27 protein-coding genes, 1 tRNA gene and 1 pseudogene are annotated in these 26,382 nt (G+C 70.2%); 14 read left to right on the plus strand and 15 right to left on the minus strand.

From position 1 onward, the window contains the following. Positions 1-331: 331 nt before the first annotated feature. A complete protein-coding gene (locus Q0R13_RS13765; protein WP_293904841.1) occupies positions 332-1,771 on the minus strand; it encodes a PLP-dependent aminotransferase family protein in 1,440 nt (479 codons plus the stop codon). A 93-nt stretch (positions 1,772-1,864) separates the two neighbouring features. Here Q0R13_RS13765 and Q0R13_RS13770 point away from each other — a divergent pair, with 93 nt between their 5' ends. Next, entirely contained in the window at positions 1,865-2,623 is a 759-nt protein-coding gene (locus Q0R13_RS13770) for a pyridoxamine 5'-phosphate oxidase family protein (protein ID WP_293904843.1), read from the plus strand. Here Q0R13_RS13770 and Q0R13_RS13775 read toward each other — a convergent pair. From Q0R13_RS13775 to Q0R13_RS13785, 3 genes are read right to left on the minus strand one after another with little or no spacing between them, the layout of a single operon-like run. Next, positions 2,571-3,095, minus strand: a complete 525-nt coding sequence (locus Q0R13_RS13775; protein ID WP_293904845.1) for an SRPBCC family protein — start codon at positions 3,093-3,095, stop codon at positions 2,571-2,573. The two genes, Q0R13_RS13770 and Q0R13_RS13775, sit on opposite strands and share 53 nt — an antisense overlap. Before the next feature lie 10 nt (positions 3,096-3,105). Next, positions 3,106-3,957 carry an aspartate/glutamate racemase family protein gene (locus tag Q0R13_RS13780; RefSeq protein ID WP_293904846.1) on the minus strand — a complete coding sequence of 284 codons (852 nt, stop codon included), beginning with the start codon at positions 3,955-3,957 and terminating at the stop codon, positions 3,106-3,108. 51 nt (positions 3,958-4,008) lie between these two features. Then, the gene (locus Q0R13_RS13785) at positions 4,009-4,593 is read right to left on the minus strand and encodes a DUF805 domain-containing protein (protein WP_293904847.1); all 585 of its coding nucleotides are present in this window, start codon (positions 4,591-4,593) and stop codon (positions 4,009-4,011) included. On the opposite strand from Q0R13_RS13785, the gene Q0R13_RS13790 reads away from it, so the two are divergent. Next, positions 4,558-5,379: an FkbM family methyltransferase gene (locus Q0R13_RS13790; protein ID WP_293904849.1), complete on the plus strand. Its 822-nt coding sequence runs from the start codon at positions 4,558-4,560 to the stop codon at positions 5,377-5,379. The two genes, Q0R13_RS13785 and Q0R13_RS13790, sit on opposite strands and share 36 nt — an antisense overlap. 321 nt (positions 5,380-5,700) lie before the next feature. Here Q0R13_RS13790 and Q0R13_RS13795 read toward each other — a convergent pair whose 3' ends face one another. From Q0R13_RS13795 to Q0R13_RS13810, 4 genes are all read right to left on the minus strand, one after another. Beyond that, on the minus strand, positions 5,701-6,093 hold the full coding sequence (locus tag Q0R13_RS13795; protein ID WP_293904851.1) for a DUF4345 domain-containing protein: 393 nt from the start codon (positions 6,091-6,093) through the stop codon (positions 5,701-5,703). Then, positions 6,090-6,626 carry a methylated-DNA--[protein]-cysteine S-methyltransferase gene (locus Q0R13_RS13800; RefSeq protein ID WP_293904853.1) on the minus strand — a complete coding sequence of 179 codons (537 nt, stop codon included), beginning with the start codon at positions 6,624-6,626 and terminating at the stop codon, positions 6,090-6,092. The genes Q0R13_RS13795 and Q0R13_RS13800 overlap by 4 nt, the downstream gene beginning before the upstream one ends. A 61-nt stretch (positions 6,627-6,687) precedes the next feature. Beyond that, positions 6,688-7,902: a GAF domain-containing sensor histidine kinase gene (locus Q0R13_RS13805; protein WP_293904855.1), complete on the minus strand. Its 1,215-nt coding sequence runs from the start codon at positions 7,900-7,902 to the stop codon at positions 6,688-6,690. A 121-nt stretch (positions 7,903-8,023) separates the two neighbouring features. Next, a complete protein-coding gene (locus Q0R13_RS13810; protein ID WP_293904857.1) occupies positions 8,024-9,097 on the minus strand; it encodes a citrate synthase/methylcitrate synthase in 1,074 nt (357 codons plus the stop codon). An 85-nt stretch (positions 9,098-9,182) separates the two neighbouring features. On the opposite strand from Q0R13_RS13810, the gene Q0R13_RS13815 reads away from it, so the two are divergent. Next, positions 9,183-10,346, plus strand: coding sequence for a citrate synthase (locus Q0R13_RS13815; protein ID WP_293904859.1), 1,164 nt, complete (start codon positions 9,183-9,185; stop codon positions 10,344-10,346). Positions 10,347-10,368: 22 nt separating this feature from the next. Here the strand turns inward: Q0R13_RS13815 and Q0R13_RS13820 are convergent, their stop codons facing one another. Next, positions 10,369-11,004, minus strand: coding sequence for a PEPxxWA-CTERM sorting domain-containing protein (locus Q0R13_RS13820; protein WP_293904861.1), 636 nt, complete (start codon positions 11,002-11,004; stop codon positions 10,369-10,371). Positions 11,005-11,175: 171 nt separating this feature from the next. Continuing rightward, positions 11,176-14,692: pseudogene (gltB, locus tag Q0R13_RS13825) on the minus strand (glutamate synthase large subunit); the annotation flags it as partial. A gap of 133 nt (positions 14,693-14,825) precedes the next feature. Between gltB and Q0R13_RS13830 the strand changes: the two are divergent. Beyond that, complete coding sequence (locus Q0R13_RS13830; RefSeq protein ID WP_293904863.1) at positions 14,826-15,647, plus strand: undecaprenyl-diphosphate phosphatase; 822 nt, start codon at positions 14,826-14,828, stop codon at positions 15,645-15,647. Between the two features lie 222 nt (positions 15,648-15,869). Here Q0R13_RS13830 and Q0R13_RS13835 read toward each other — a convergent pair whose 3' ends face one another. Then, a complete protein-coding gene (locus tag Q0R13_RS13835) occupies positions 15,870-16,847 on the minus strand; it encodes a complex I NDUFA9 subunit family protein (protein WP_293904864.1) in 978 nt (325 codons plus the stop codon). Between the two features lie 119 nt (positions 16,848-16,966). Between Q0R13_RS13835 and Q0R13_RS13840 the strand changes: the two genes are divergently transcribed. The 6 genes from Q0R13_RS13840 to Q0R13_RS13865 all read left to right on the plus strand — a co-directional run bounded on the left by Q0R13_RS13840 (position 16,967) and on the right by Q0R13_RS13865 (position 20,385). Then, positions 16,967-17,053 (plus strand) — tRNA-Leu (locus tag Q0R13_RS13840). Between the two features lie 90 nt (positions 17,054-17,143). After that, positions 17,144-17,761: a ribonuclease D gene (locus Q0R13_RS13845; RefSeq protein WP_293904866.1), complete on the plus strand. Its 618-nt coding sequence runs from the start codon at positions 17,144-17,146 to the stop codon at positions 17,759-17,761. 56 nt (positions 17,762-17,817) lie between these two features. Beyond that, the gene (lptC, locus tag Q0R13_RS13850) at positions 17,818-18,417 is read left to right on the plus strand and encodes an LPS export ABC transporter periplasmic protein LptC (protein WP_293904868.1); all 600 of its coding nucleotides are present in this window, start codon (positions 17,818-17,820) and stop codon (positions 18,415-18,417) included. A gap of 23 nt (positions 18,418-18,440) precedes the next feature. Next, positions 18,441-18,992 (plus strand): LptA/OstA family protein, encoded by a 552-nt coding sequence (locus Q0R13_RS13855; RefSeq protein ID WP_293904870.1) that lies wholly within the window; start codon positions 18,441-18,443, stop codon positions 18,990-18,992. 32 nt (positions 18,993-19,024) lie between these two features. Further along, a complete protein-coding gene (lptB, locus tag Q0R13_RS13860) occupies positions 19,025-19,750 on the plus strand; it encodes an LPS export ABC transporter ATP-binding protein (RefSeq protein WP_293904890.1) in 726 nt (241 codons plus the stop codon). A 92-nt stretch (positions 19,751-19,842) separates the two neighbouring features. Next, complete coding sequence (locus Q0R13_RS13865; protein ID WP_293904872.1) at positions 19,843-20,385, plus strand: hypothetical protein; 543 nt, start codon at positions 19,843-19,845, stop codon at positions 20,383-20,385. Between the two features lie 4 nt (positions 20,386-20,389). Here Q0R13_RS13865 and Q0R13_RS13870 read toward each other — a convergent pair whose 3' ends face one another. Further along, positions 20,390-21,097, minus strand: a complete 708-nt coding sequence (locus tag Q0R13_RS13870; RefSeq protein ID WP_293904874.1) for a YafY family protein — start codon at positions 21,095-21,097, stop codon at positions 20,390-20,392. A gap of 83 nt (positions 21,098-21,180) precedes the next feature. Here Q0R13_RS13870 and Q0R13_RS13875 point away from each other — a divergent pair, with 83 nt between their 5' ends. The 4 genes from Q0R13_RS13875 to ptsN all read left to right on the plus strand — a co-directional run bounded on the left by Q0R13_RS13875 (position 21,181) and on the right by ptsN (position 24,797). Then, a complete protein-coding gene (locus Q0R13_RS13875; protein ID WP_293904876.1) occupies positions 21,181-21,912 on the plus strand; it encodes a glutathione S-transferase family protein in 732 nt (243 codons plus the stop codon). A gap of 75 nt (positions 21,913-21,987) precedes the next feature. Further along, entirely contained in the window at positions 21,988-23,484 is a 1,497-nt protein-coding gene (gene rpoN / locus Q0R13_RS13880; RefSeq protein ID WP_293904878.1) for an RNA polymerase factor sigma-54, read from the plus strand. Between the two features lie 135 nt (positions 23,485-23,619). After that, complete coding sequence (raiA, locus tag Q0R13_RS13885) at positions 23,620-24,258, plus strand: ribosome-associated translation inhibitor RaiA (protein ID WP_293904880.1); 639 nt, start codon at positions 23,620-23,622, stop codon at positions 24,256-24,258. Positions 24,259-24,326: 68 nt separating this feature from the next. Then, the gene (gene ptsN, locus Q0R13_RS13890) at positions 24,327-24,797 is read left to right on the plus strand and encodes a PTS IIA-like nitrogen regulatory protein PtsN (RefSeq protein WP_293904882.1); all 471 of its coding nucleotides are present in this window, start codon (positions 24,327-24,329) and stop codon (positions 24,795-24,797) included. A 102-nt stretch (positions 24,798-24,899) separates the two neighbouring features. Here ptsN and Q0R13_RS13895 read toward each other — a convergent pair whose 3' ends face one another. The 3 genes from Q0R13_RS13895 to Q0R13_RS13905 all read right to left on the minus strand — a co-directional run bounded on the left by Q0R13_RS13895 (position 24,900) and on the right by Q0R13_RS13905 (position 26,328). After that, a complete protein-coding gene (locus Q0R13_RS13895; protein WP_293904884.1) occupies positions 24,900-25,157 on the minus strand; it encodes a DUF1150 family protein in 258 nt (85 codons plus the stop codon). 109 nt (positions 25,158-25,266) lie between these two features. Continuing rightward, a complete protein-coding gene (locus tag Q0R13_RS13900) occupies positions 25,267-25,689 on the minus strand; it encodes an Hsp20 family protein (RefSeq protein WP_293904886.1) in 423 nt (140 codons plus the stop codon). Between the two features lie 129 nt (positions 25,690-25,818). After that, positions 25,819-26,328 (minus strand): hypothetical protein, encoded by a 510-nt coding sequence (locus tag Q0R13_RS13905; RefSeq protein ID WP_293904888.1) that lies wholly within the window; start codon positions 26,326-26,328, stop codon positions 25,819-25,821. Positions 26,329-26,382: the final 54 nt, after the last annotated feature.

The following is a 26,382-nucleotide window of genomic DNA, read 5'->3' on the forward strand; positions in this document are numbered from 1 at the left end:
AAGCTGGATCCGAAGGTCGAGCGCTAGATTTTGGATGGCGCATCCCGCCGCCGCTAGAGCGTTTCTGGTTCAAGTGGAGTCACTTGAACCAGATAAAAAGGCTCTAACTCTTTGAATTAGAGCGCGTCGGGCGGCGAAACCCGGATCCACTTTCGCCTGACGCGCTCTAGTTGCCCCCCCTTAGGGGAGCTCGCGCGAAGCGGGTGAGGGGGTCCGCTCAGAACCCTCCTCATCCACCTCCGAGGCGCCGATAGGCTTCGACGGCGCCGTCGTGGAGGACCCCCTCCGGCGCTTCGCGCCACTTTCCCCAACGAGGGAGGAACTTGGCTACTCAGGCGCCCAGAGCCGCCGCCAAGCGCGCGACGCCGGCGTCCATGGCGCTGGCGGGGAAGCCTGTGAAGCCCAGGAGCAGGCCGCGCCTGGGTTTCAGGTCGTGATAGAGCGGGCGCATCGCGCGGGCCGTGACGCCGCGCGCCAGGGCGGCGGCCTCCGCCTCGACGTCGTCGCGGCCGTCGCGGAAATAGGCGACCAGGTGCATGCCCTGGTCCGGCACGTCCGGCTCCAGCACATCGCCCAGGCGCCGGCACAGGGCCTCGGCCAGGGCGTCGCGCTGGGCCTTGTAGGCCACCCGGCGGCGGCGGATGTGGGCGGCGAACTGGCCGCTCTGCAGGAAGTCGAGCGTGATCGCCTGGGTCAGGGTCGGCGGCTGGCGGTCGATCAGCCAGCGGGTGGCGCGGAACCGGTCGACAAGGTCCCGGGGCGCCACCAGATAACCCAGCCGCAGGCCCGGGAAGAGCGCCTTGTTCAAGGTGCCGACGTAGATCACCCGATCGCCGCCATCCAGGCCCTGCAGCGACGGCAGCGGGGCGCCGGCGTAGCGGAACTCGGTGGCGTAGTCGTCCTCGACGATCCAGGCCTGGGCTTCCCGCGCCCAGGCCACCAGCTCCAGCCGCCGACCGAGCGTCATCGCCACGGTGGTGGGGTATTGGTGCGAGGGGGTCACGAAGGCCACCCGGGCGTCCGGCGCGGCCGCGATCCCTGCCTGGACCCTTAGGCCCGCGCGATCCACCGGCACCGCGACGGTGCGCGCGCCGGCCGCCGTGGCCGCCTGCCAGGTCGACGGATAGCCGGGGTCCTCCAGCCATACGGCATCGCCCGGCTGGAGCAGCACCCGCAGCGCCAGGTCCACGGCATGCTGCGCGCCCGAGGTCAGCATCACCTGGTCCGGGTCGCAGACCACGCCGCGCGCGGCGCGCAGGTACTCGGCGACGGCGACGCGCAGGCGAAGGTCCCCGGCCGGCTCGGAATAGCCGAAGTGGATCGGGTCCAGGGTGCGCAGCGCGCGGCGCGTGGACCGCGACCAGGCGCCCAGGGCGTGGGCGTCCATCAGGGTGCGGCCGTTGGAGAAGGTCTGCGCCTGGGGCGGGAACAGGCTGGAGAGCCGGGCGGCCTGGGCGGTCGGCGCCGGCGCGGCCACGGGTGGCCGCTCCCCCGCCTTGAGGTCCATCACCCCCGACAGGTCGCCGCAGACATAGGTGCCCGACCCCGGACGGCCCTGGGCGTAGCCTTCCGCCAGCAGCTGGTCATAGGCCGCCACCACCGACGCCCGCGCCACGCCCAGCTTGGCCGCCAGGTCGCGGCTGGACGGCAACCGGCCGCCGGGGGCTAGCGCGCCCTCGTGGATCGCGCCGCGCACCTGGTCGTAGACCTGCCGGATCACCGGCCCGCCGGCCGCCGGGGCCCGCCAGGGATAGACCTCCGCCCAGCTCATGATCACCTCAAGTGGTCTGCCTCAGGGCGCACGATTGGACCTGTCTGGCAGACCACGCAAGGTCTAGCTGCGACCCCGAAAGGATGTCCAGCCATGAACGCCGTCGCCCCAGGCCCCGCCTTCACCCCGACGCCGCGGAGCCAGTTGCGCCGCCGGCCGCAGCGCGGGCGCTACGACGAGGCGGCGGTGTATGAGATCCTCGACGCCGGGGTGATGGCCCATGTGGGCTATGTGATCGACGGGCAGCCGTTCGTCACCCCCACGGCCTATTGGCGCGAGGGCCGCAAGCTGTACTGGCATGGTGCGGCGGCCAGCCGGATGCTGGCCGCGGCGGGCGCGGGCGCGCCGGTGTGCGTGACGGTGAGCTTCCTCGACGGGTTCGTGGTCGGCCGCTCGGGCTTCATCCACTCGTTGAACTACCGCTCGGCGATGGCCTTCGGCCGCGCGCGGCGGGTGGAGGGTGTGGCCGCCAAGCGCACCGCCATGGACGCCTTCATCGACCGCCTCTACGCCGGCCGCGCCGCCCGGCTGCGCCCGGCCACCGAGTCCGAACTGGCCCAGATCGTCCTGGTCGAGATGGAGATCGAGGAGGCCTCGGCAAAGGTGCGCGAGGGCGGCGTCGCCGACCTTCCGGCCGATGCTGGCTGGGCCCCCTGGTCTGGTGTCTTCCCCGTCGAGACCCGGATTGGCGCGGCGCGTCCGGAACCCGGCATGGGCCCGGGCGGCGCCCCCACCGCGGACCTCGCGCCCTACGCCGAAGGCGCCAGCTTGGACGGGCGCTGGCGGCGGCGGCACGGGGTCAGGGCTTGCCCGTCTCGATATAGCGCTTCAGCCGGACGATCTGCTCGCTGATCACGCCGTCCACGACAGGGGCGGCGGAGACCATGAGGTCGCGGGCGCCGCCTACATGGTAGGTGACGGTCAGCTCGGTCCCGCCGTCCTTGGGCTTCAGCACGAACGACAGGGCCGCGGCGACGCCCTCGTCCGGCAGCGGCCCGAGCGCGGCCTCGACGCGGACCTGCTGGTTGGGGATCACCATCTCCACCACGCCGTGTCGCACCCCGCCGCCGCCCGGCAGCGCCTCGCAGAAGCAGGCGTTGGGCGTCAGCGGCATGGTCATGTTGCTGGCATGGTGGGAGTAGGTATGGTCGTCGCTCCACCAGTGGCCGATCTCGCCGATGGCCTTGAAGACCGTCTCGGGCGGCGCGGCGACCTGCTGCACCGTCTTCAGACGGAACCCCTGCGGGCCCTTGTCCACCACCTCGGCCCGCGACACGCCGGCCAGCATCAGGGCGGCCAGCGCCCCCACCACCGCGAACTTCATCGTCTGTCCCCTAAGCCCGCCCGAAGCTTAGCGGTCCTCCCCAGAAAGTCTCAACCAGGCTGTGCTGGGCGCCGGGCTTGCCGGTGGTCAGGAAGCGGCGAACGGCGCTCTCGCCGGGCTGGAACTCGGGGTGGCGGGCGAAGTAGCGCTCCAGGGCGTCGGCGGTGGCGTCCGGCTGGCGGATCAGCGGCGTGCCCGGCGGCAGGGCGGCCTGGAACAGGTCGGCCACGATCTCATAGTGGGTGCAGCCCAGGATCGCGCGGTCCGGGCTGCGACCGATGCGGGTGGCCAGCGCCTTCACATGGCCGGCGATGGTGGCGGCCAGCGCGTCGCGCGGCGCGCCGTCCTCGATCATCCGCGCCAGCTCCGGGCAGGGCTCGGAGAATACCGCGACGTCCTGGCGGCGTTTGTCGATCTCGATCTCATAGACCCGGCTTTTCGCTGTCGCCGGGGTCGAGAATACGCCAAGCACGTCCAGCTTCTCGACCTTGTCGCCGCGCAGCTCGGCCTCGTGTTCCCAGGGCAAGCCGGTGGCCGCCTCGATGGTCGGCACGACGATGCCCAGGATGTTGAGCGGCCGCCCCACCTCGCGCCGATAGCCCGGCAGCCAGGTCTGCTGCAGCCGCCGCAGCGCCACGCTGGCCGCGGTGTTGCAGGCCAGTACCACCACGTCGCACCCTTCGTCGAACAGCCGGATCGCGCCGGCCCTGGTCAGTTCGACGATCTCCTCGCCTGGGCGGCCGCCATAGGGCGCATTGGCCTGGTCGGCCAGGTAGACGAAGTCGGCGCGCGGGAACCGTTCCACGAGCCGGCGGTGGACGCTGAGGCCTCCCACTCCGGAATCGAACACGCCGATGGACATGTCCCGGTGTTAGCGGGCGTCGCCGGGGCTGTCACGGCCCCGGCGATACCGTCAGGCGAAGGTCGTCTGCAGGTCGTCCAGCGGCGCGCCGGGCTGCGCGCCGAAGCGGTTGGGGCCCGGGGTGCTGCCCTGACACCAGAAGACGATCAGAGCGATACTGCCGATCAGCGGCGCCAGCGAGATCAGAATCCACCAGGCGCTGCGGTTGCTATCGTGGAGCCGGCGGAAGTCTACGGCGAGGCCTGGAATGAGATTGGCCAGCACCACCAGCAGATAGGCCGGCCCGTAGATGCCGAACGGAGAGGTCGGGTCTCCCCCGAAGATGAGCATGTCGATCGCCACCGCGGCGATGACGCAGAGAATATTCCAGAGCGTGACCAGCCAGAACTCCGAACGCCCCGACCGGCCTCGGAAATCGAAATAGCGACCGTAGGCTTTGAACAGGTTTGCGCCCCAATTCCGTCTGGCTGAAGGGTCCCCGGCCGCACCCCCGCGCCCCGAACCCACAAAACAAGTTATGCGGGAATGTCTCGAAGGGTCACCGCAGCCGCGTCGGCCGCGGCTTGCCTCGGCCCGCCTTTTCCTCGCGTATTCCCCGCAATGACCAGCGCCACCAAGACCCTGACCACTCGCCACGGCCCGATGCTGTCGCTCAAGGGCGACGTCTACATGACCACCTGCCTGGAGGTGTACGGGGAGTTCAGCCCCGGCGAGTGGCAGCTGTTCGAGAAGGTGATCCGCCCCGGCATGACCGTGGTCGAGATCGGGGCCAACATCGGCGCCCACACCGTGCCCATGGCGCGGGCCTGCCGCCCCGGGCCGATGTACGTCTTCGAGCCGCAGCAGCGGATCTTCCAGATCCTCTGCGCCAACCTGGCCCTCAACGACATCGACAATGTCATCGCCTCGCCCGACGCCTGCGGGCCGGAGGCCGGGCGCGCGGTGATCCCGCCGATGGACTATGCGGGCAAGGAGAACTTCGGCGGCGTGTCGCTGATCGCCGAGGGGTCGGCGGGCCAGTCGGTCCGGGTCATGCCGCTGGACGAGCTCAACCTGCCGGCCTGCGGCCTGATCAAGATCGACGTCGAGGGCTTCGAGGCCGAGGTCCTGGCCGGCGCGGCCGCCACCATCCTGCGCTGCCGCCCGCTGCTCTATGTGGAGAACGACCGGCCCGAGCATCAGGTCCAGCTGATCCGGCTGATCGAGGCGCTGGGCTACGACCTCTACTGGCACACCCCGCCCTTGGCCGGCCCGGGTAACTTCAACGGCCATGAGAGCCTGGTGTTCGAGAAGAACATCCTGTCGCTCAACATGCTGTGCCTGCCCCGGGAACGGGTCATGAAGACCGACCTCGAGGCGATCGACCCCGCGCATCCGCGCCTGGCGGCGGCGTTGGGCGGCGGACCGGCCGGCGGCGGCTGATCGCGCCGCACGGCCCCAGCGCCCCCTCCACCCCTTCGGGGTCCCCCTCCCCCTCCCCCTTCCCGCATTGCTACGGAATTCACACATCTCTGAATGCGGTGGATTTGATCGGCGCTTGCGGAGGGTATCGTCCTTCGCCCCTTGCCGGAGAAGGGTTCACGCTAGGCGCTGGCGAGATGTGTGAATCTCGTAGCCCCCGCATTGCGGGCGAGGCACTGAGCGCGTCCTGTTCCTCACCCGTTTAAGGGGGAGGGGGACCCCGAAGGGGTGGAGGGCGCGCTGACGCTGCACGGCGGCCGAGGCCACACGGGCGCCCGGCGGTCAGGAGGCCGGGCCGATGCCTATCCGCCGCGCCACTCGCTCGCGCCAGAGCGCCAGCAGCGGGGTGACGCCCAGTTCCATGACAAGCGGCAGGATCGCCGCGGGCGCCGCGCCGGAGTGGACCAGGCCGGCCAGCCTGGCGAGGCCCCCGACCAGCACCACCACGGTTAGGGTCCGCACCACGGCCCCGCGCCGCTCGATTGTCGGAATGGCCCACCAGAAGATCAGCCCGATGGCCAGCAGCAGGCCGGAGAGGTAGCGGGCATGGCTGTCGGCGGTGACGCCCACCGTGTGCATCCCGCCCAGCCCGCCCCAGACCCCCGCGCTCACGGGCACGAGGCCGGCCGCGGCGATGGCGAGCTGCAGCAGGCGGCGCTCCAGCGCCGGCCTCATGCGAACAGGTCGGTCTGGGCCGCGGCCCGGGCGCCTTCGATGCCGAGCAGCTTCAGCTTGGTGTTCACGCCGCCGCGCGCCGAGAACCCGCCGGGCTTGCCGCCGGCCGCCGTCACCCGGTGGCAGGGCACCACGATCGGCCAGGGGTTCCTGCCCAGGGCCGCGCCGACCTCGCGGGCCAGCAGCCTGTCGCCCAGCCGCACCGCGAGCTCGCCATAGGTGAGCGTCTCGCCCGGCGGGATGGCGCGGGCGATCTCATAGACCCGCGCGTCGAACTCGGGCGTCCGTGACAGGTCCAGCGGCGCGGCGGTCAGGTCGGCCTTCGCGCCGCGCATTAGCGCGCGGATCGCCTCGACGGTCGTCGACAGACGCGCCGGGACCTCGGCCTCCGCGAGCTCCGGGAACCGCCGCAGGAAACTGCGCCGCGCGGTCTCGGGATCGCGGTCGGGCAGATGGACGCCCACGAGCCCGGCTTCGCCCCAGGCGATCCCGGCCCAGCCGATGTCGGTGTCGAACAGTGCGTATTGGGTCATGGCCTGACGATAGTGCGGTTCGCCGAACGGCGCTGGCGGCTTTCGGACATCGCGACCCTCCCTACGCCGACCCCGTCAACGCGGGAACGAGATCGGAGCCGGTGGCGACCAGCGGCATCCGGAAGGTGAACCGGGTCTCCTCCGCGTCGGAGGCCACCTCCAGGGTTCCATGGTGGGCGCGGGCGATCTCGGCGCAGATATAGAGGCCCAGGCCCAGGCCCTGCTGATGGGGCCGCAGCGCGGCGCGGGCGAAGGGCTGGAACAGCCTCTGCATCGCCGCCTCGGGGATCGGATCGCCGCTGTTGGCGACCGCCAGCTCGAAGGCGCCGTCGGTCGTGCGCGCCTGCAGACGGATCGGCGCGTCCTGCGAGCCGTGGGTCATGGCGTTGGCCAGCAGGTTCGAGACCAGCTGGGCGATCCGCCGGCCATCGCAGTCGATGGGCGCGTCGATCTGCAGGCTTGCCTCGATACGCCGCTGCGGATGGGCCAGCTGCAGCTCGTCGATCACCTGTTGCAGCGCCGGGCGCAGGTCCAGGGTGCGGCGCCGCTCGATCTCGAACCCGCCGCCCAGCCGGCCGCGCGCCAGGTCCAGGACGTTGTCGATCAGCCCGGCCATCCGCTGCACGCTGCGCTGCATGGTGTGCACCAGCATCTGGGCCCGCGCGTTCAGCGGGGTCTTCTGCAGCAGCCGCGCGGCCGCATCCACCGAGGCCAGGGGGTTGCGCAGGTCGTGGCCCATGACGGCGATGAACTGTTCGCGCAGCTCGGCGGCCTCGCGCTGGTTCAGCAGCGCCTCCTGGCTTTGCGCCAGGCGTTCGCGGGCGGCCAGGTGGGCGCCGATCAGCTCGGCGAACAGCTCGAACAGCGCCGGCGCTGTGGACGCCTTCAGCCGCGCCGGCCTGGGGTCGATGGCGCACAGGGTGCCGAAGAACTGGCCGTCATGGACAATGGGCACCGAGATGTAGCTCTTGAAGCCGTACATGGCCGGCGTCGGATGGCCGCGGAAGTCGGCATCCTCGGCGACGTCGTCGATGATCACCGCCTGGCCCGAGGCGCGGATCGCGTCGCAGATGGTGGTCTTCACCAGCAGTTCGCCGCCGACCGCCAGGCCGAAGTCGATCTCGTCGCGCACCGCGCAGGCCACCCAGCGGTCCTCGGTGACCCGCGCCACGGCGGCGAACCCCATGCCGGTTGCGCGGCAGACCACCTCAAGCAGCTTGGGGATCGCGTCGATGACGCCAATCGCCTCAATGTCGCTCTCGATCGATTGGGCCACACGCACACTCCCGCTGTCGCCGGCCATCCGGTGCGATCCTACGCCCTGCCCATAGCCTACGCCAAGGCGGCGACACGGTCGGGTGTCCGACACAAACGCCGGCGACGCACGCCGGGTTAGACTATGCCGCCTTTTGCGGCATCGGGCCCACGTACACGCTCGCCGGCCGAATCAGCCGGCCGCCCGTCGTCTGCTCCCGCGCGTGGGCCAGCCAGCCAGCGACACGGCCCATGGCGAAGACGCAGGTGAAGGCGCTGGGCGGGAAGGCCAGGGCCTCCAGCAGCAGGGCGGTGTAGAACTCGACGTTGGTCTGCAGCGAGCGCGTGGGCTTGTGCGCACGCAGGATGGCCAGGGCGGCGGCCTCGACGGCCTCGGCGAACTCCAGCCGACCCTGGCGAGCGTCCAGCCAACGGACGGCGGACTTCAGGGCGTCCGCGCGGGGGTCTCGGACCTTGTAGACCCGGTGGCCGAAGCCCATCAGCCGATCGCCGCGAGCCAGGGCGCGCTCGATCCAGGCCCGCGCGTTGGCCGGGTCGCCGATCTCGTCCAGCATCTCGATGATCGGGCCCGGCGCGCCGCCGTGCAGCGGTCCCTTCAGCGCGCTGATCCCGGCCAGCACTGCCGAGGTCAGGCCGGCGTGGGTAGAGGCCACGACGCGGGCGGCGAAGGTCGAGGCGTTCAAACCATGATCGGCGACAGTCACCAGATAGGTGTCGAGCGCATCGGCCTCGACCTTGGTCGCGGGCTGGCCGCGCAGCATCCGCAGGATGTCGGCGGCATGGGTCAGGGTGGGGTCCGGCGCGACCGGGGCGTGGCCGGCCTTGGCGCGGACCACGGCGGCGGTGAACACGGCCGGGGCGGCCAGCAGCCGGAAGGCCACCTGGGCGTTGTCGCCGTCAGCCAGCCGGGCGGTCAGGGCGCGCATGGCTTCGATCGGCGTGCGGTCCATCAAGCCGGTGTCTAGCGCCTGCACCTCGGCGAACACCTCGGCCCGGGCGCGACCCAGGGCGACGGGGATGTCGGCCGGCAGGTCGGGATAGAAGCCGCCGAACAGCAGGGCGACGACATCCTCGTAGCGCGCAATGCCGGCCAGCTCGTCCAGCGAACGGCCGCGGACGATCAGCACGCCGGCGGCGCCGTCCACCTCGCTGAGCACCGTCTCGGCGGCGACAACGCCTTCCAAACCGTCGGTCATCACGGATCTCCTTCTCTCTTGCTGGCGCAGGGAAATGCCGTATCTTGAGCTTGATCAATCTTGATCAATGTGATCAATGTAAAAAATGCCGCAAGCCGACTGGATCGCCGCCGAGGTAGCCCGCGACCGCCTGGGGGTCCGCGCCCAGACGCTCTACGCCTACGTGAGCCGGGGGCGGGTCAGCGTCCGGCCCGACCCGCGTGACCCGCGCCGCAGCCTCTATCGGGCCGCCGACATCGCGGCGCTGACCGAACGCAAGTCGCGCAGCCGCAAGATCGCCGAGGTGGCCTCCGGCGCCATCAACTGGGGCGAGCCGGTGCTGGCCTCGGAGATCACCACGGTCAGCGGCGGGCGGCTGTTCTACCGGGGCCGCGACGCGATCCGGCTGGCGGAGACAGAGACCCTGGAGTCGGTGGCGCGGCTGCTGCGAGGGGGCCACGGCGCGGCGCTGAAGCGGTCGGAACGGCCCAGGCCGCCCCAGGGGCCGGACATGCGTACCCGGGCCTTCCTGGCGCTGGCGGGCCGGGCGGCCAGCGATCCGCCGGCCCGCGGCCGGGCCGCGCTGGCGCTGGCGGTGGAGGCGGCGACCTTGCTGGACGTGCTGACCGACGCCGTGGTCGGCGATGTGGGCGGCGGCCCGATCCACGGGCGGCTTGCCCAGGCCTGGGGCGTCGGCCCAGGCGGCCCGGGGGCGGACCTGATCCGCCGCATTCTGGTGCTGGTGGCCGACCACGAGCTCAACGCCTCGGTCTTCGCCGCACGGGTTGCCGCCTCGACGGGATGCTCCCTGGCGGCCGCGGCGCTGGCCGGGATAGCGACGCTGTCCGGCCCTCGCCACGGCGGCGCCACCGCCGCCGTGCACAAGTTTGCGGCGGAGGCGGCGCTGCTGGGCCCGCGCGAGGCGATCGCCGGCCGGCTGACCGACGACCGCGCCCTGCCGGGCTTCGGCCACAACCTCTATCCGGACGGCGACCCGCGCGCCCGGGCGCTGCTGACCCGCTTCGCGCCGCCGGAAGACCTGGGCCGGCTGCAGGATGCCGTGAAGGCGGTCACCGGCCTGGACCCTAACGTCGACTTCGCCCTGATCGCCGCCTGCGAAGCCCTGAAGCTGCCGACCGACGCCCCCTTCGCCCTGTTCGCGGTGGCGCGCTGCGCCGGCTGGATCGCACACGCCATCGAGCAGGGGCAGGCGGACACCCTGATCCGGCCCAGGGCCCGGTACATCGGGCCGGAGCCGGAGGCCATCTAGGCCCCCGGTCGCAGCCGCCGGCTCAGGCGAGCGCGGCGGTCCGGCGGCGAAGGGCGACGCCCGCCAGGCCGAACCCGGCCAGCATCAGGGCCCAGGTCGCCGGTTCCGGCGCGGCGCTGACCCGCGAGGTGGGCTCGATCTTGAAGTTGCCGCCCAGGAACGCGCCGCCGCCACTGGAGGAGTCGGCATAGCTGAGGGCGCCCGTCGAGCTGAAGCGGTTGCCGAAGTAGTTGAGGTTAAGGTTGAGCGCCGCGGTTCCGCCCTGGCCGGCCGCCCAGGACGATTGCGCGTCATGTTCGTCGTAGGCGCCGACCACGTAGTGGGTTCCCACGTCCAGCGCGACCGGGGTGATCGCCACATAGCGGAAGAAGCCGTCCAGCGTGCCGCCGCCGGCCTTGATGGTGGCCGAGGCGACGAGGTGGCCGAAGGTGTCCCAGACCCCGATCTGGGCGGTGTCGGCGAGGCCGTCCTTGCCGCTGTCGTAGATGCCGAGCGCGGTGATCGACTGGGCGTTCAGGGTCGAGAACTCGAAGCCCAGGGTATGGCCCGCGTCGACGGATTCGGTCCCGGGCGTGATGAGCGAAATGGCGGAGGACGCCTCCGCCGCGCCGGCGGAAAGGACGAGGGCGGCCGCGAGCCAGCCGAGAGAGGCCTTCATGATAAATACTCCTGCAGGCCAAGCCGCGTACGCTAGCCACTGATGGATTTCGGGAATGACGATCGGCCACGCCGGCCTGTCGGCGCGTTCTGTAGCCCGTAAGGCGCAGGTTCGTCGGCGCAGCGGCATGCGCCGACGTGCAGGTTGGTGCGAGCGGGCGCGCGCCGCGCTCTAGGCCCGCTCGTGCAGGTGCTCTTCCGACTCCAGTGGGTGGTCCAGCCGGCCGGCCATCTCCTTCGGGCACACCTGCCAGAAGGCGGCCAGCGCCAGGTCCCAGTTGCGGATGAGATCGCCGGCCAGGGCCGAGCCGGTCTCCCAGCGGTGTTCCTCGACCAAGGCCCGCAGCACGCCCTGCCAGTGCGGGCTCGCGACCCGGCACACGACCACGCTCTCGCGGTTCACGGCGTGCTCGAACCGGCCGTCGGGGTCGTGGACGAAGGCCATGCCGCCGGTCTTCCCGGCCGCGAAGTTGAAGCCCACCGGGCCCAGGATCACCGCCGTCCCACCGGTCATGTATTCCAGGCCGTTGGCGCCGCAGCCCTCGATGACGGTCACCGCGCCAGAGTTCCGCACCCCGAACCGCTCGCCCGCCAGCCCGGCGGCGAACAGGCGGCCGGAGGTGGCGCCGTACAGCACCGTATTGCCGATGATGGCGTTGCGGTGCGGGTTGGCCAGCCCGGGCGTCGGCCGGACCACGATGGTGGCGCCGGAGAGACCCTTGCCGACATAGTCGTTAGCCTCGCCGGTCACCTCCAGGCGCAGGCCCTGTACGGCGAACGCGCCCAGGCTCTGGCCGGCCGAGCCCTTGAGCTGGACGGTGAGGTGGCCGGGGGCCAGGCCGTCGATCCCGAACTTGCGGACCATGTGCGACGACGTCCGCGTGCCGATGGCCCGGGCCGTGTTCTGCACCGTGTAGGTGAGCTGTATCTTCTCGCCGCGCTCCAGCAGCGGGGCGGCGTCGCGGACGATCTGGGCGTCCAGGGTGTCGGGCGCCTCGTTGCGCCCTTCGACGGTGCAGTAGGGCTTGTTCAGCCCCGGGTCGGCCTTCACCAGCAGGGGGTTGAGGTCCAGGTCGTCCAGGTGCTCGCCGCCGCGGGAGACCTGCAGCAGCAGGTCGGTGCGGCCGACCACGTCCAGCAGGCGCGTCATCCCCAAGCCGGCCAGGATCTCGCGCACCTCCTCGGCGATGAAGCTGAACAGGTTGATCACCTTCTCCGGCGTCCCGCTGAACTTGGCGCGCAACGCCTCGTCCTGAGTGCAGACGCCGACCGGACAGGTGTTGGAGTGGCACTGGCGGACCATGATGCAGCCCATGGCGATCAGGCTCGCGGTCCCGATCCCGAACTCCTCGGCCCCCAGCATCGCGGCGATCACAACATCGCGGCCGGTGCGGATGCCGCCGTCGGTGCGCAGGCGCACGTGGTGGCGCAGGTTGTTGAGGGTCAGCACCTGGTGGGCTTCCGACAGGCCCATCTCCCAGGGCGCCCCGGCATATTTGATCGAGGTCTGCGGTGAGGCGCCGGTGCCGCCGACGTTGCCGCTGATCAGGATCACGTCGGCCTTGGCCTTGGCCACCCCGGCGGCGATGGCGCCGATGCCGGTCATCGCCACCAGCTTCACGGTGACCCGGGCGATCGGGTTGATCTGCTTCAGGTCGTAGATGAGCTGGGCCAGGTCCTCGATGGAATAGATGTCGTGGTGGGGCGGCGGGCTGATCAGCATCACGCCGGGCGTCGCGTGGCGCAGCCGGGCGATCATCTCGGTCACCTTGAAGCCAGGCAGTTGCCCGCCCTCGCCGGGCTTGGCGCCCTGGGCGACCTTGATCTCGATCTCGCGGCACTGGTTGAGGTATTCGGCGGTCACGCCAAACCGGCCCGAGGCGATCTGCTTCACCGCCGAGTTGGGATTGTCGCCGTTCGGCAGCGGCTGGTAGCGGGCGCGGTCCTCGCCGCCCTCGCCAGAGACGCTGCGCGCGCCGATCCGGTTCATGGCGATGTTCAGCGCCCCGTGCGCCTTGGGGCCGAGCGCGCCCAGGCTCATGCCCGGCGTCAGGAAGCGCTTGCGGATCTCGTTGACGCTCTCGACCTCTTCCAGCGGCGCGGGTCTGGCGGCCGTCTGGATATCCAGCAGGTCGCGCAACTGGATGGCCGGCAGGGTCCGCATCGCCTGCGAGAAGCGCTTGAAGACCTGGTAGTCGCCGGTCTCGCAGGCCCGCTGCAGGGCGTGGATCATCCGCGCCTCGAAGGCGTGGGCCTCGCCCGAGCGGCGGGCCTTGTAGAAGCCGCCGACCGGCAGGCCGATCGCGGCCGGGTCCCAGGCGCGGCGGTGCAGCTCGACCGCCTTGGCCTCGATCCCGGCCAGGCCGATGCCGGAGATGCGCGACGGCATGCCAGGGAAGAACTCGGCCACTAGGGCGCGCGACAGGCCGACGGCCTCGAAGTTATAGCCGCCGCGGTACGAGGAGATCACCGAGATGCCCATCTTGGAGATGATCTTCAGCAGGCCGCCCTCGATGGCCTTCTTGTGGTTCAGGCACAGTTCACGCAGGCCGAGCGTCCCGGTCAGGCCGCGGTCCAGCCGGTCCAGGAAGCTTTCCTGGGCCAGGTAGGCGTTCACCGCCGTCGCGCCGACCCCGATCAGCACCGCGAAATAGTGGGTGTCCAGGCACTCGGCCGACCGCACGATGATCGAGACGTAGGAGCGCAGGCCCTTGTCCACCAGCCAGGCGTGGACCCCGCCCGTCGCCAGGATCATCGGCAGGGCGACGCGGTCGGGGCCGCTGGCCGCCTCGCTTAGGACGATGGTGGAACAGCCGCGCAGCGCCGCCTCCTCCGCCTCGACACGGATGCGGTCCAGGTTGGCGCGCAGCGCGTCGCCGCCGCTGCCCTCGGCCGGGAGCGGCATCGTGCAGTCGACCTGGGCGACATTCTTGGCCGATCTCGCCCACCACCCGCTCGTACATGCCGGTGGTCAGCACCGGGCTTTCCATGACGAAGACGTCGGTCTGGGTCTCGTCCTCGGCCAGGATGTTGCCGAGGTTCTTGAACCGGGTCTTCAGGCTCATGACCGAGCTCTCGCGCAGCGAGTCGATGGGCGGATTGGTCACCTGGCTGAAGTTCTGCCGGAAGAAATGGCTGAGCGGCCCGTAGTGGTCTGACAGCACGGCGAGCGGCGTGTCGTCCCCCATCGAGCCGATGGATTCCTTGGCCTCCTCGACCATGGGGGCCAGGATCAGCTCCAGGTCCTCCAGGGTCAGGCCGGCGGCGGCCTGGCGGCGGACCAGCGCCTCGCGGGCGTAGAGGCGCGGCTCCGGCCCGGGCCCGACGCGGGCCTCCATCTCCACGATGTTGCCCAGCCAGCGGCCATAGGGGTGCTGCTCGGCCAGACGGTCGATGATGGCTTCCTCGTCGTAGAGGCGGCCCTCGGCCAGATCGACGGCCAGCATGCGGCCGGGCTCGATGTGGCTCTTGCGCACGATGCGGCCCTCGTCGATCCGGCACATCCCGGCCTCGGAGCCGACGATCAGCAGGCCGTCGGAGGTCTCGGTGACCCGCAGCGGGCGCAGGCCGTTACGGTCCTTTCCGGCCACCACCCAGCGGCCATCCGTGGCGCAGACCGCGGCCGGCCCGTCCCACGGCTCCATCACCGCGTTGCAGTAGGAATAGAGCGCCTTGTGGCTGGCCTTCATCTGCTCGGAGGACTTCGCGTTCCACGCCTCGGATGTAAAGTCGACGCCCCCTCAGGCGATAAATATAGTCCAATTTTGAGATTAATGCGTTCCTCGCCATAGTCGCGGCGCCGATTCTCCTGGAGCGCCCGCCGTGTCCGACTGGATAGCCGCCCTGATCCTGGGCCTCGTCGAAGGGCTGACCGAGTTCATCCCGGTCTCGTCCACCGGCATGCTGCTGCTGACCAAAAAGGCGATGGGCCTGCCGGACGGCTTCTGGGACACCTTCTGTGTGCTGATCCAGCTGGGCGCGATCCTGGCGGTGGTGGTGCTCTACTTCCAGCGGCTGTGGCGGATCGCGCTGCTCATCCCGACCCAGCCGCGGGCGCGGAGCTTCGTGCTCAGTCTGCTGGTCGCCTTCCTGCCCGCCGCCGTGGCCGGCCTGCTGCTGCACGACCTGATCAAGCGGGTGCTGTTCGAGAGCCCGAACCTGATCTGCGTCACCTTGATCGTCGGCGGCGTGGTGCTGCTGGTGATCGACCGCTATGCGCCTGTCCCGACCAGGAAGGACGCCATGGCCATTCCGCTCAGGACCTCGTTCGCGATCGGTCTGTTCCAATGCCTGGCCCTGGTGCCGGGCGTCTCCCGCTCGGGCGCGACCATCGTCGGGGCGATGCTGATGGGGGTGGAGAAGCGGGTGGCCGCGGAGTTCTCGTTCCTGCTGGCCATTCCGGTGATGGCCGGAGCGTTCACCGTCGACGCCTGGAAGAACCGCGCCCAGCTCAACACCGGCCACACCGAACTGATCGCGGTGGGCTTCGTGGTCTCGTTCCTGGTCGCCCTGGTGGTGATCCGCGGCATGCTGGCGATCGTCACCCGGCGCGGCTTCGCCCCGTTCGGCTGGCTGCGGATCGCGGTCGGCGTGGCGGGTCTTCTACTGCTGAAGTTCGTCCCGCCCGCCCTCGGCTGCTGCTAGGCGATCCGGACTCGACAGCCCCCACCCGGCCCGTCATCCCCGGCCTTGTGCCGGGGATCCATCGTCCCGCCGGCACGGCCGTGGGAGCAGGCCGCGCTGCGCGGCCTGCCGCAGTCACTCGCGCAAGCTGAAGCATGGGTCCCCGGCACAAGGCCGGGGATGACGATCAAGGAGGGGAGGCGCCGAGCGCCTGCAAGTCTCTGGCCGGCTGCGACAGGGACCCTAGGCCCGCTCCGCCGCCATCGCGCGGTCTTCCTGGTCGGCGTACTGGCCACCCTTGCGGTAGCGGTAAAGGTAGGTGGGCAGCACCGCCTCAAGGGTCGTGGGCGTGATCCCCAGCTCGGCCAGCCCCGGATACCGGCCGCTGACCACATTGTCGGTCTTCAGCAGTTCGACCTGGTCGGCGGTGACCGGCGGCGGGATCAGGAACGCGCCCAGGTCCGCGACCTTGCCCAGCAGGCTCGCGGCCGGGAACGGGATCGGCAGCAGCATCCGGCGCTGGCCGGTCTCGGCCAGCATCATCTCCAGCAGTTCGCGGAAGCTGAACACGCCGGGTCCGCCCAGCTCATAGGTCTGGCCGGCTGCGGCCGGGTCGGTGACGATCCGCGCCAGGGCCTGGCCCACGTCGCCAACATAGACCGGCTGGAAGCGCGTGGCGCCGCCGCCGATCAGCGGCAGGGCGGGGCTGATCTGCGCCATGGCGGCGAAGCGGTTGAAGAAGCCGTCGCCGGAACCGAACACGATGGAGGGCCGCACGATCGCCGCATCGGAATACACGGCGCGCACGGCCGCCTCGCCCTCAGCCTTGGTGCGGGCGTAATTGGACGGTGAGGCCGCGTCGGCGCCGATCGCCGACGTCTGCACCAGCCGCGTGACGGCGGCGGCGCGAGCGGTCTCGGCGATGGTCTTGGCGCCCATGACATGGACGGCCTGGAACCCCTGGCGGCCGGTCTCGCGCAGCAGGCCGACCAGGTTCAGCGAGGCGGTCGCCCCGTCCAGGGCGCGATCCAGCGACGGCCGGTCGCGGACATTGGCTTGCACCACGTCGATCTGGCCGACGTCGCCGAGCAGCCGCATCTTGTAGGCCAGGTTGGGGTTGCGGATCGCCACCCGGATGCGCCAGCCGGCCTTGGCCAGATAGCGCACGGCCTGGGTCCCCACGAAGCCGGTTCCGCCGAAGACGGTGACGAGGTTCTGCATGGGCGCGGATTAGACGATGCGGCCCCGCGCCGCAATGCAACAGACCCCAAGGTCGAGAACCGACGTTGACCCCGCCCAGGCGGCGCCATATGTAGCCGCCTCCCGATCCGACGGACGGGGCCCAGGTGGCGGAATTGGTAGACGCGCTGGCTTCAGGTGCCAGTGGCTTAACGGCCGTGAAGGTTCGAGTCCTTTCCTGGGCACCACCGTCGTGGGGATCACCCCCCAAGCGGAGTCCTTTCCTGGGCGCCACCCCTACGATAGACCGGGGGATATCGTCGGAGTCGGTAAGCCACGTGACCACATTCGTTCATGAGGGCGACCTGCCGGCCGGCGCCCTGGCCGGCGCCGCATCGGTCGCCGTCGACTCCGAGACCATGGGCCTGCGCCTCGGGCGCGACCCGCTGTGCGTAGTGCAGCTTTCGGACGGGCAGGGCGACGCCCATGTGGTGAAGCTCGGCCGCCCGGCCTATGACGCGCCAAACCTGAAGGCCCTGCTGACCGATCCCGCGGTGGTGAAGATTTTCCACTTCGGCCGCTTCGATATCGCCATGTTCTGGCTTCACCTTGGGGTGGTGACCACGCCCGTCTACTGCACCAAGATCGCGTCCAAGTTGGCGCGCACCTATACCGACCGCCACGGCCTGAAGGACGTGTCGAAGGAGCTGCTGGGCGTGGACATGTCCAAGGTCCAGCAGAGTTCGGACTGGGGCGCGGCCAAGCTCAGCGAGGACCAGGTCGCCTATGCCGCCTCCGATGTGCTGCACCTGCACGCGCTCAGGGCGAAACTGGACATCATGCTGGTCCGCGAGGGCCGCGACCACCTGGCCAAGGCCGCCTTCGCGTTCCTCCCGCACCGCGCCCTGCTGGACGTGGCCGGCTGGGAGGACGTCGACATATTCGCCCATATGTGACGCGCATGACCGCCGTCGACACTCCCCTGGCTGAGCCGCCGCTTTCCGAGCCTCCCATGGCCGAGCCCCGGCGCGTCGATTTCGAGCGCTGGCGGCGGCGTTCGCGGCTGATCCGCACGCTCAGGGTCGTGTTGCCGGTGAGCATAGCCCTGATCTTCGCCGGCCTGGTCGGCAGCGTGGCCTGGTCGACCTTCAATTCCCAGCCGAAGCAGGCCCGCGCCGGCGACGAGCCGATCCGGCTGGTGACGCCCCGCTTCGTCGGCCGCGACGACAAGGGCCGCCCCTTCGTGCTGACCGCCGTCTCCGCCACCCGCGACCGGCTGGACTACCAGCGGGTGATGCTCAACAAGCCGGCCCTGGTGCTGGACGAGGGCGGCCCCGACGAGCTGCGCATCAACGGCGCCGACGGCGTCTTCCACGAGCAGGACGGCAAGCTGGAACTCTCCGGCGGGGTGAAGCTTGCCGACGCCAAGAACGCCTTCAATACGGCCGCCTCGCTGTTCGACACCAAGACCGGCGAGGTCATCGGTTCAGGCCCCATTCAGGGCGCCGGTGGTCTTGGAGAAATCACCGCGAAGTCCTATGGCGTCTATGACAAGGGCGATCGCATGGTCTTCAAGGGCGGCGTCCGTTCGCGCCTGGAGACGAAGAAGTAGACGTGGGTCCGACGAAAGCAGTCATGAAGTCTCTGGTCACCACCGCCGTTCTCGCTGTCGCGCTGCTGGCCGGCGCCTGCGCCCACGCCCAGCAACTGGGCCCGCATTCCAAGGGCCCGCTCGACGTCACCGCCGACGAGCTGGAGGTGCAGAACAAGGCCTGCATCTCGATCTGGAAGGGCAAGGCCGAGGCGCTGCAGGGCGAGGCGCGCCTGCGCGCCGACATCCTGAAGGCGTTCTTCGAGCCCAAGGCCGGGACGTCCGGGGCCGGCGGCGCCACCGGTAGCAGCGCCTGCGGCGACCTGATCCGCATCGAAGCCGAGGGCTCGGTCTACTACGTCACCGCCAAGGACCAGCGGGTGCGCGGCGACGCGGCTACCTACGACGCCAGCGCCGACACCGTCACCATGACCGGCGACGTGGTGGCCGTCCAGGGCCAGAACGTGCTGCGCGGCAACCGCATGGTGTTCAACACCGACACCGGCGAGGGCCACATGGTCGGCACCGCCGGCGGCGCCCGCCCGCGTGGCGTCTTCTACCCCTCCAAGAAACAGAAGCCGGACACCGCCCAGTGACCGTCGCCCAGCGCGTCGAAACCAAGGGGGCGATCCCCACCGAGGGGCTGGTCGTCGACAACGTCGGCAAGTCGTTCCGCGGCCGCCCGGTGGTGAAGGGCGTCTCGTTGCGCCTCTGCCGTGGCGAGGTGGCGGGCCTGCTGGGTCCCAACGGCGCCGGCAAGACCACCTGTTTTTACATGATCACCGGCCTGATCCCGGCCGACTACGGCGCGATCTACCTGGACGGCGAGAACATCACCGCCCAGCCGATGTACCAGCGCGCCCGGATGGGCGTGGGCTACCTGCCGCAGGAGACCTCGATCTTCCGCGGCATGAGCGTCTGGGAAAACGTCATGGCGGTGGTGGAGCTGCGCCAGCGCGACCGCGCCAAGGCCCGCGCCACCGTGACCCAGCTGCTGGAAGAGCTGCACATCGAGCATCTGCGCAACGCGCCGGCGGTGTCGCTATCGGGCGGCGAGCGCCGTCGGGTCGAGATCGCCCGGGCCCTGGCGTCTGAGCCGTCGTTCATGCTGCTGGACGAGCCCTTCGCCGGGATCGACCCGCTGGCCATCGCCGACATCCGCGAGGTCATCAGCTACCTGAAGCGGCGCGGCATCGGCATCCTGATCACCGACCACAACGTCCGCGAGACCCTGGACATCATCGACCGCGCCTCGATCATCCACGCCGGCGAAGTCCTGTTCGAGGGCAGCCCCGACGAGATCGTAGACGACCCGGAGGTGCGCCGGGTCTACCTCGGCGACCGGTTCACCTGACCCCCTCGCGGCGAAACCTCCTGGCGCTCCTGGGCGCCCTGGCTCTGGCCGCGCCGGCCCGCGCGGCCGGCAAGCTGGTCGACGCAAAGAAGGTGTTTCCCTACCTCGAGGCCTATCTGAAGCTACCGGCGGCCGAGCGCACCCGGTTTCGGATGGCCTATCTTTTCACGCGGGAAGGCCAGCCGCTGACCGCGGCGGTCTGGCTGCTGGAGGGTGCGACGCGCACGCCCCTGCCGTTGCGCGCGGACGGGCGCGTCGAGCGGCTGCCGACCCTGGCTCAGCTCGACGCGGCCAAGGTCCAGATCGACGTCCCGGAAGGGACCAAGCTCGGCGTCATCCTGTCCATCGCGCCGGCCATGGCCCCGGCCGTCGAACTCGACGCCCGCGAATTGGCCGCATCCGTCGCCCAGGCCGCGGTCGGCGCGCGCAAGGCCGCGGGGATCATGGCCATGGCGATGCCCAGGCTGCAGGAAGTCTCCTTCCTGGGCGTGGCCTCCGGCGAGGTCGAGTTCGGCGACGGCCGCCGCGCCGCCCTGCCCCTCGTCAAGGGCGCCCCGACGTTCAACCCGGCCACCCTGCCGGGTGCGAAGACCCTGCGCTTTCCCAAGCCGCCGAGCCGCCTCGACATCGGCTGACGGCTCAGGCCCGCGCCTTCATCCGCCGGTACTGCTCGTCCTGATGCCGCCGCCATCTGGCGCGCAGCGAGGCCGGGCGGTCGGGGTAGCGGTCCTCGGTAAACTCGGCGGCGGAGACGCGGTCGGTGCGAAAGCTGCGGAAGTCCTGGCGCAGTTCGCACCAGGCGACGATCAGCCGGCTGGTCTCGAAATAGCCGATGGCGAACGGCCAGACCGTTCGCCGGCTCTCACGGTCCTGTTCGTCGCGGTAGGTGAGGACGACCTTTCGCCCGGCGCGGATCGCCTGGCGGACGCCGGCCATGTCGACATTGTCCGCCACGGCCCGCCAGTTGGGCGCGGCGCGGGTAGACGGCTCCAGCACCAGGGGCCGCAGGTTCTCCGGGATCACCGCGCCGATCTTGGCGATCAGGTCCTCGGCGGCGCGGCGCAGCACCGGGTCGCCGCGGGCGGCCACCATCTGGGCGCCCAGCACCGCGGCCTCCACCTCGTCCGGCGTCAGCATCAGCGGCGGCAGGTCGTGGCCGTCCTCCAGGATGTAGCCGACCCCGGCCTCGCCGCGGATCGGGGCCCGCTGGCCGATCAGGTCGGCGATGTCGCGATAGACCGTGCGCTTGGAGGTCTCCAGCTCCTCGGCGATGGCCTCGGCGGTGATCGGCCTGCGCCCGCGCCGCAGGATCTGGATGATCTGGAACAGCCGGTCGGCCCTGCGCATGTTCTCGCACCGTTCTGCTGACAGAATGCTGTCAACAAGGCCCTGCCATGGTCCCGCTGTCAACAGGCGGACGGAGCAGGCGGATGATCACTCTTTACGGCGCGGGCGAGGGTTTCGGCCTTCCGGAAATCAGCCCCTATGTCACCAAGACCGAGGTCCAGCTGCGGATGGCGGGCCTGGCGTATGAGAAGGTGCGGGCGGCGCCACAGGAGTCACCGAAGGGTCAGATGCCGTTCCTCGACGCCGGCGGCGTGCGGATCGCCGACTCCACCTTCATCCGCGGCTACCTGGAGCGGACCTACGGCCTCGACTTCGACGAGGGCCTGAGCCCGCGGCAGCGCGCCGAGGCCTGGGCGATCGAGCGGATGGTCGAGAACCATCTGGGCTGGGTGATGATCCACGGCCGCTGGCTGATCCCGGAGAACTTCGCCAAGGGGCCGGCCCATGTCTTCGACGGCGCCCCGGCGTTCGTGCGCGACCAGGCGCGCCGGGCCGTGGAGCAGACCGTGCATGGGGTCGGAATCGGCCGCCATTCAGATCTGGAGATCGTGGCTCTGGGCGTGCGCTCGCTGGCGGCGGTGGCGGCGATCCTTGGCGAGCAACGCTATCTGTTCGGGCCGCGGCCGTGCGGCGCGGACGCCACGGTGTTCGCCATGCTGGCGGCGATCCTGACCCCGTTCTTCGAGACCGAGCTGAAGCGGCGCGCCGAGGGCTTCGGGACCCTGGTGGCCTATGTCGACCGGCTGATGGCCCAGTTCTATCCGGGCTTCGAATGGGACGTGGAGACAGCCGTGCGCGCACCCGTCGCGGCTTAATTCGCGGGTGTTAACCAGTCAGTTGGGATCGCCCGCTTAGCTTGGGAAGCAAGAAACAGGCCAGGGGGCGGTCTTTTGGCGCTCAGCGCACGACTCGAAATTCGGCAAGGCCAGGGGCTGGTCATCACCCCCCAGCTGCAGCAGGCGATCAAGCTGCTGCAGATGTCGAATCTCGAGCTCGAGGCCTTCGTCGAGATCGAGCTTGAGCGCAACCCGCTGCTGCAGCGCGACGAGCGCGACGCAGAGCCTGACGACGCCCCGGACTACGAGGGTCCGGCCTCGGCCGAACAGGTGACGGATTCTGAGGCCCGCGCCGACCTCGACACCAGCCACGACGAGGTCTCCCCCGGCGAACGTGTCACCGGCGACGCCCCCGAGGCGCCCGAGGCGGCCGACGCCGGCGGATCGATAGACTGGTCCAAGGCCGGCAAGGGCGGCAGCTTCGACGGCGACGGCGAGGGGCTGGAAGGCGCCCAGATCCGCGAGAAGACCCTCTCCGAGTTTCTCCAAGACCAGCTGATGTCGGCCGGCCTGACGCCCACCGAGGGCCTGGTCGCCGGGGTGCTGATCGACGCCATCGACGAGGGCGGCTACCTGCGCGCCGAGGTGGACGAGATCGCCGAACGGCTCGGCTGCGCGGTCGAGCTGGTCGAGACGGTGCTGGGCGTCATCCAGGGGTTCGAGCCGGTGGGCGTGGCCGCCCGCGACGTGCGCGAGTGCCTGATGATCCAGCTCAAGGATCGGAACCGCTACGACCCGGCGATGGCCGCCCTGCTGGACAACCTGCCGCTGCTGGCGCGACGCGACCTGACCTCGCTGAGGCGGGCCTGCGGGGTCGACGACGAGGACATCCGCGAAATGGTCGCCGAGATCCGCGGCCTGACGCCCCGGCCAGGCGCGGCGTTCGGCGGCGAGCTCGCTACGCCGGTGGCGCCGGACGTCTTCGTGCGCGAGGGGTCGGGCGGCCTGTGGCACGTGGAGCTGAACTCCGACACCCTGCCGCGCCTGCTGCTGGACCAGCGCTACCACGCCCGCGTCTCGGGCCAGTCCAAGACCGACCAGGAGAAGACCTTCGTCTCCGACTGCCTGGCCCAGGCCAACTGGCTGATGAAGAGTCTGGACCAGCGGGCGCGCACGATCCTGAAGGTCTCGTCCGAGATCGTCCGCCAGCAGGACGCCTTTCTGGCGTTCGGGGTCGACCACCTGCGGCCGTTGAACCTGAAGACCGTCGCCGAGGCGATCGGCATGCACGAGTCCACCGTCAGCCGGGTGACGTCCAACAAGTACATGTCCACGCCGCGCGGGGTGTTCGAGATGAAGTTCTTCTTCACCTCGGCCATCGCCTCGTCCGAGGGTGGCGAGGCGCACTCGGCGGAAAGCGTGCGCCACCGCATCAAGCTGCTGATCGAGACCGAGGCCGCCGAGGCCGACGTCCACTCCGACGACCGCATCGTGGAGATCCTCAAGACCGGCGGCGTCGACATCGCCCGGCGCACCGTCGCCAAGTACCGTGAGGCGATGAAGATCCCCTCGTCGGTCGACCGCCGGCGGCGGCTGAAGGAACCGGCCTGAGGCCAGGTCACGTCCGGCCTTGGCGGGCCATGTCCTGGTCCTCGCCGCTCACATTGTTGTCAGGGGTTTGGCGTACGCCTGGGGGCTGGTTTCGGCCGCTTGACACCTTCTGGCCTCCGGCGCGTTGATCTTCACATGCAAGTTCATGTCACTGGCAAGCACGTCGACGTTGGCGAGGCCCTGCGCACGCGCGTCGCCGACGAACTCTCCTCCAGCATCGCGAAATACTTCGACCGGGCGGGCGGCAGCGCCGACGTCGTCGTCAGCCGCGAAGGCAGCGCCTTCAAGGTCGACTGCGCCGTGGCGCTGGCGTCGGGCCAGCAGCTGACCACCCACGGCCTGGGCGGCGACGCCCACCTGGCCTTCGACTCGGCCATGGAGAAGATGGCCAAGCGGATTCGCCGCTACAAGAACCGACTGAAGAGCCACCACAGCGCGGCCCTGGCCAAACAGGCCGAGAGCGCCGCCTACTTTGTCATCGCCGCGGTGGAGGGCGATGACGCGGACGAAGCCCTCGACGACGGTGGCGGCCACGTCTTCCCCGAGCCGATGATCATCGCCGAGACCGAGAAGGTGGTCCGCTCGATGACGGTTTCTATGGCGGTCATGGAACTGGACCTGACCGAAGCTCAAACAATCGTGTTTCGAAACGCCGCCCACGGCGGACTTTCGGTGGTATATCGCCGCCCCGACGGAAATATCGGCTGGATCGATCCAGAGCGGACCAGGGGCCGTATTGGAACTGAGGGGGAGGGGGCCGGTCCGGCCCACTAATTGCTTCACGGCCGCCTGTGGCCCGCGCTCCCCGCGGGTCCCGCGGATTGGGGTTCGTTCGTCAAGTCATGAACATCGGCGAATTGCTGGATCGCTCGGCGATCTCCCTGCGCGTGAGCGCAGCCACCAAGCGCAAGGCTCTGGCGGTGATCGCCGAGATCGCGGCCCGCAGCTTCCACCTCGACGCCGGTGTGGTCCTCGAGGCCCTGGCGGAGCGCGAGGCGGCGGGCTCCACCGGCGTCGGCCATGGCGTCGCGGTCCCCCATGCCCGGCTGGAAGGCCTGGAGCGCATGCGCGGCGTGTTCGTGCGCATCGAGCATCCCGTGGACTTCGACTCCGTCGACGATCAGCCGGTCGACCTGATGTTCGCCCTGTTCGCGCCCAAGAATGCCGGCGCCGAGCACCTGCGCGCCCTGGCCCGGGTCTCGCGCCTCCTGCGCCAGGGCGAGCTGCGCCAGCAACTGCGCAAGGCGCAGACCGCCGACGTCGTTCATGCCCTGCTGGTGCAGGAAGCCTCGGCGCGGCCGTCGGCGGCATAGGGCGCACGCACCCACGTCAATGGAAGGCTAGGGCGCCAAGCGCCGCGCATGAAAAAGCCGGCCGCGGGGCCGGCTTCCTCAAAACGGAACAGGATCCCGGTGCTAGTGCACCGAGACCGGGGCCAGTTCGTGCGCCAGGGCGGCGGCCATCGCCGCGGCCTTGTCGGTCAGCACGGCCAGCCGCTCGCCATCGGCTCGGTGCACCGCATACAGCGTCTGGTCCGGGTCGAGCTCGAAGCTCTGCAGCTGAGCGGCCGGCGTGTTCGCCAGGATCTCGGCCGCCTTTATGGGACGAACGTAGACAAGATCGGGCGCGCCGAGGGCGGCAAAGGCTTCAATTGTAAGAATAGGCGTCATCATGACCACCTCCAAGAAACACAACGCGTCGAGGGCCCGCAGGTTCAGCGCGGCTCTCGTTTGATTAGACCCCGGGAAATCCGGCGGCCTTTAGAGAAGTACTTCACAGGGCTCAGCCGTGGGTCCGGATGGGGATGGACTGCACCCGCTTCTCCGGTTCCGGCCGCGCCAGATCGATGTGGAGAAGGCCGTGCTCCAGGGTCGCGTTTTCCACCACCATCCCGTCGGCCAGGACGAAGCTTCGGACGAACCCCCGCGCCGCGATGCCGCGGTGCAGATAGGCGTCGTCGGTCTTGCCGGCCGCACCGTCACGCTTGCCCGCGACGACCAGTTGCCGGTCCTCGACGGTCACCTCAAGCTGGTCGGGCGAGAACCCGGCCACCGCGAGGGTAATGCGCAGCCCGTCCCCGCCGCGATCCTCGACGTTGTAGGGCGGATAGTTTTCCGCCGCCGCCTTGGCCGCCCGCTCGATCAGGCGCTGGGTATGCTCAAAGCCCAGCAGGAACGGGCTATCGAAGATCAGTCCACGGTTCATCGGGGAGTCCTGTTGCAGCGACTCTCCGGCCGAACCGCCCGGCATCGGCTCGGTTCGGCCGGACAGGCGTGATGTGGGAACTCCGGGGCCGTTTCGCAATGCAGCGGCCGGGACGGGCGACCCCTAGCCCTAGAACTCCAGGTGCCCCAGCCGGCAAAGCGATTTGCCGCCGTCGATCACCCCGAACGCGTCGAGCGGTCCGGCGGTGCGGCGGGTGTAGGCCGCCCACCCGGTGTTGGGATCCTTGATCTGCGGCTTGGCCGCCGGAACGTCGGGGCGCGCCAGGCCGGTCTCGCCGGCCCCGGCCACCAGGCCGGAGAGGTCCACCAGGATCACATGGGCGATCGCCGCCTTGGTCGCCGGGTCCCAGCCCCAGCCGACGATCTTCACCCCGTCACTGTATTTCTGCTCGAGGTTGTCGGTGTTGCCGACGCAGGGCTTCAATTCGCCGGGGAACAGCTGGCCCATCGGCTTGCCGACCATCTCGGCGGCCCAGGCCGCCGGGGCGGGAAGACGTGCAGCCGTGGTTCCCGCCGGCGCGGCTCCGGCCCTGGCCTGGCGCGGCTTAGGCTTGTCGCAGGCGGCCAGCGCCAGGGCCGCGACGGCGACGATCAGCCAGGGGACAAGGCGGTTTCGCATGCGCCCGCTTCTGTCCGAGCGCCGAGGGTCGGTCAAGGGCGGGCCGGATAGGGC

This window comes from Phenylobacterium sp. (assembly GCF_025351295.1).
Taxonomy (GTDB): Bacteria; Pseudomonadota; Alphaproteobacteria; order Caulobacterales; family Caulobacteraceae; genus Phenylobacterium.

Excerpts from the sequence above, each read along its gene's own strand:
- Q0R13_RS13765 (WP_293904841.1), bottom strand. The coding sequence starts at position 1,771 with ATGAGCTGGGCGGAGGTCTATCCCTGGCGGGCCCCGGCGGCCGGCGGG.
- Q0R13_RS13770 (WP_293904843.1), top strand. The coding sequence starts at position 1,865 with ATGAACGCCGTCGCCCCAGGCCCCGCCTTCACCCCGACGCCGCGGAGC.
- Q0R13_RS13775 (WP_293904845.1), bottom strand. The coding sequence starts at position 3,095 with ATGAAGTTCGCGGTGGTGGGGGCGCTGGCCGCCCTGATGCTGGCCGGC.
- Q0R13_RS13780 (WP_293904846.1), bottom strand. The coding sequence starts at position 3,957 with ATGTCCATCGGCGTGTTCGATTCCGGAGTGGGAGGCCTCAGCGTCCAC.
- Q0R13_RS13790 (WP_293904849.1), top strand. The coding sequence starts at position 4,558 with ATGACCAGCGCCACCAAGACCCTGACCACTCGCCACGGCCCGATGCTG.
- Q0R13_RS13795 (WP_293904851.1), bottom strand. The coding sequence starts at position 6,093 with ATGAGGCCGGCGCTGGAGCGCCGCCTGCTGCAGCTCGCCATCGCCGCG.
- Q0R13_RS13800 (WP_293904853.1), bottom strand. The coding sequence starts at position 6,626 with ATGACCCAATACGCACTGTTCGACACCGACATCGGCTGGGCCGGGATC.
- Q0R13_RS13810 (WP_293904857.1), bottom strand. The coding sequence starts at position 9,097 with ATGACCGACGGTTTGGAAGGCGTTGTCGCCGCCGAGACGGTGCTCAGC.
- Q0R13_RS13815 (WP_293904859.1), top strand. The coding sequence starts at position 9,183 with ATGCCGCAAGCCGACTGGATCGCCGCCGAGGTAGCCCGCGACCGCCTG.
- Q0R13_RS13820 (WP_293904861.1), bottom strand. The coding sequence starts at position 11,004 with ATGAAGGCCTCTCTCGGCTGGCTCGCGGCCGCCCTCGTCCTTTCCGCC.
- Q0R13_RS13835 (WP_293904864.1), bottom strand. The coding sequence starts at position 16,847 with ATGCAGAACCTCGTCACCGTCTTCGGCGGAACCGGCTTCGTGGGGACC.
- lptC (WP_293904868.1), top strand. The coding sequence starts at position 17,818 with ATGGCCGAGCCCCGGCGCGTCGATTTCGAGCGCTGGCGGCGGCGTTCG.
- Q0R13_RS13855 (WP_293904870.1), top strand. The coding sequence starts at position 18,441 with ATGAAGTCTCTGGTCACCACCGCCGTTCTCGCTGTCGCGCTGCTGGCC.
- Q0R13_RS13870 (WP_293904874.1), bottom strand. The coding sequence starts at position 21,097 with ATGCGCAGGGCCGACCGGCTGTTCCAGATCATCCAGATCCTGCGGCGC.
- Q0R13_RS13875 (WP_293904876.1), top strand. The coding sequence starts at position 21,181 with ATGATCACTCTTTACGGCGCGGGCGAGGGTTTCGGCCTTCCGGAAATC.
- raiA (WP_293904880.1), top strand. The coding sequence starts at position 23,620 with ATGCAAGTTCATGTCACTGGCAAGCACGTCGACGTTGGCGAGGCCCTG.
- ptsN (WP_293904882.1), top strand. The coding sequence starts at position 24,327 with ATGAACATCGGCGAATTGCTGGATCGCTCGGCGATCTCCCTGCGCGTG.
- Q0R13_RS13895 (WP_293904884.1), bottom strand. The coding sequence starts at position 25,157 with ATGATGACGCCTATTCTTACAATTGAAGCCTTTGCCGCCCTCGGCGCG.
- Q0R13_RS13900 (WP_293904886.1), bottom strand. The coding sequence starts at position 25,689 with ATGAACCGTGGACTGATCTTCGATAGCCCGTTCCTGCTGGGCTTTGAG.
- Q0R13_RS13905 (WP_293904888.1), bottom strand. The coding sequence starts at position 26,328 with ATGCGAAACCGCCTTGTCCCCTGGCTGATCGTCGCCGTCGCGGCCCTG.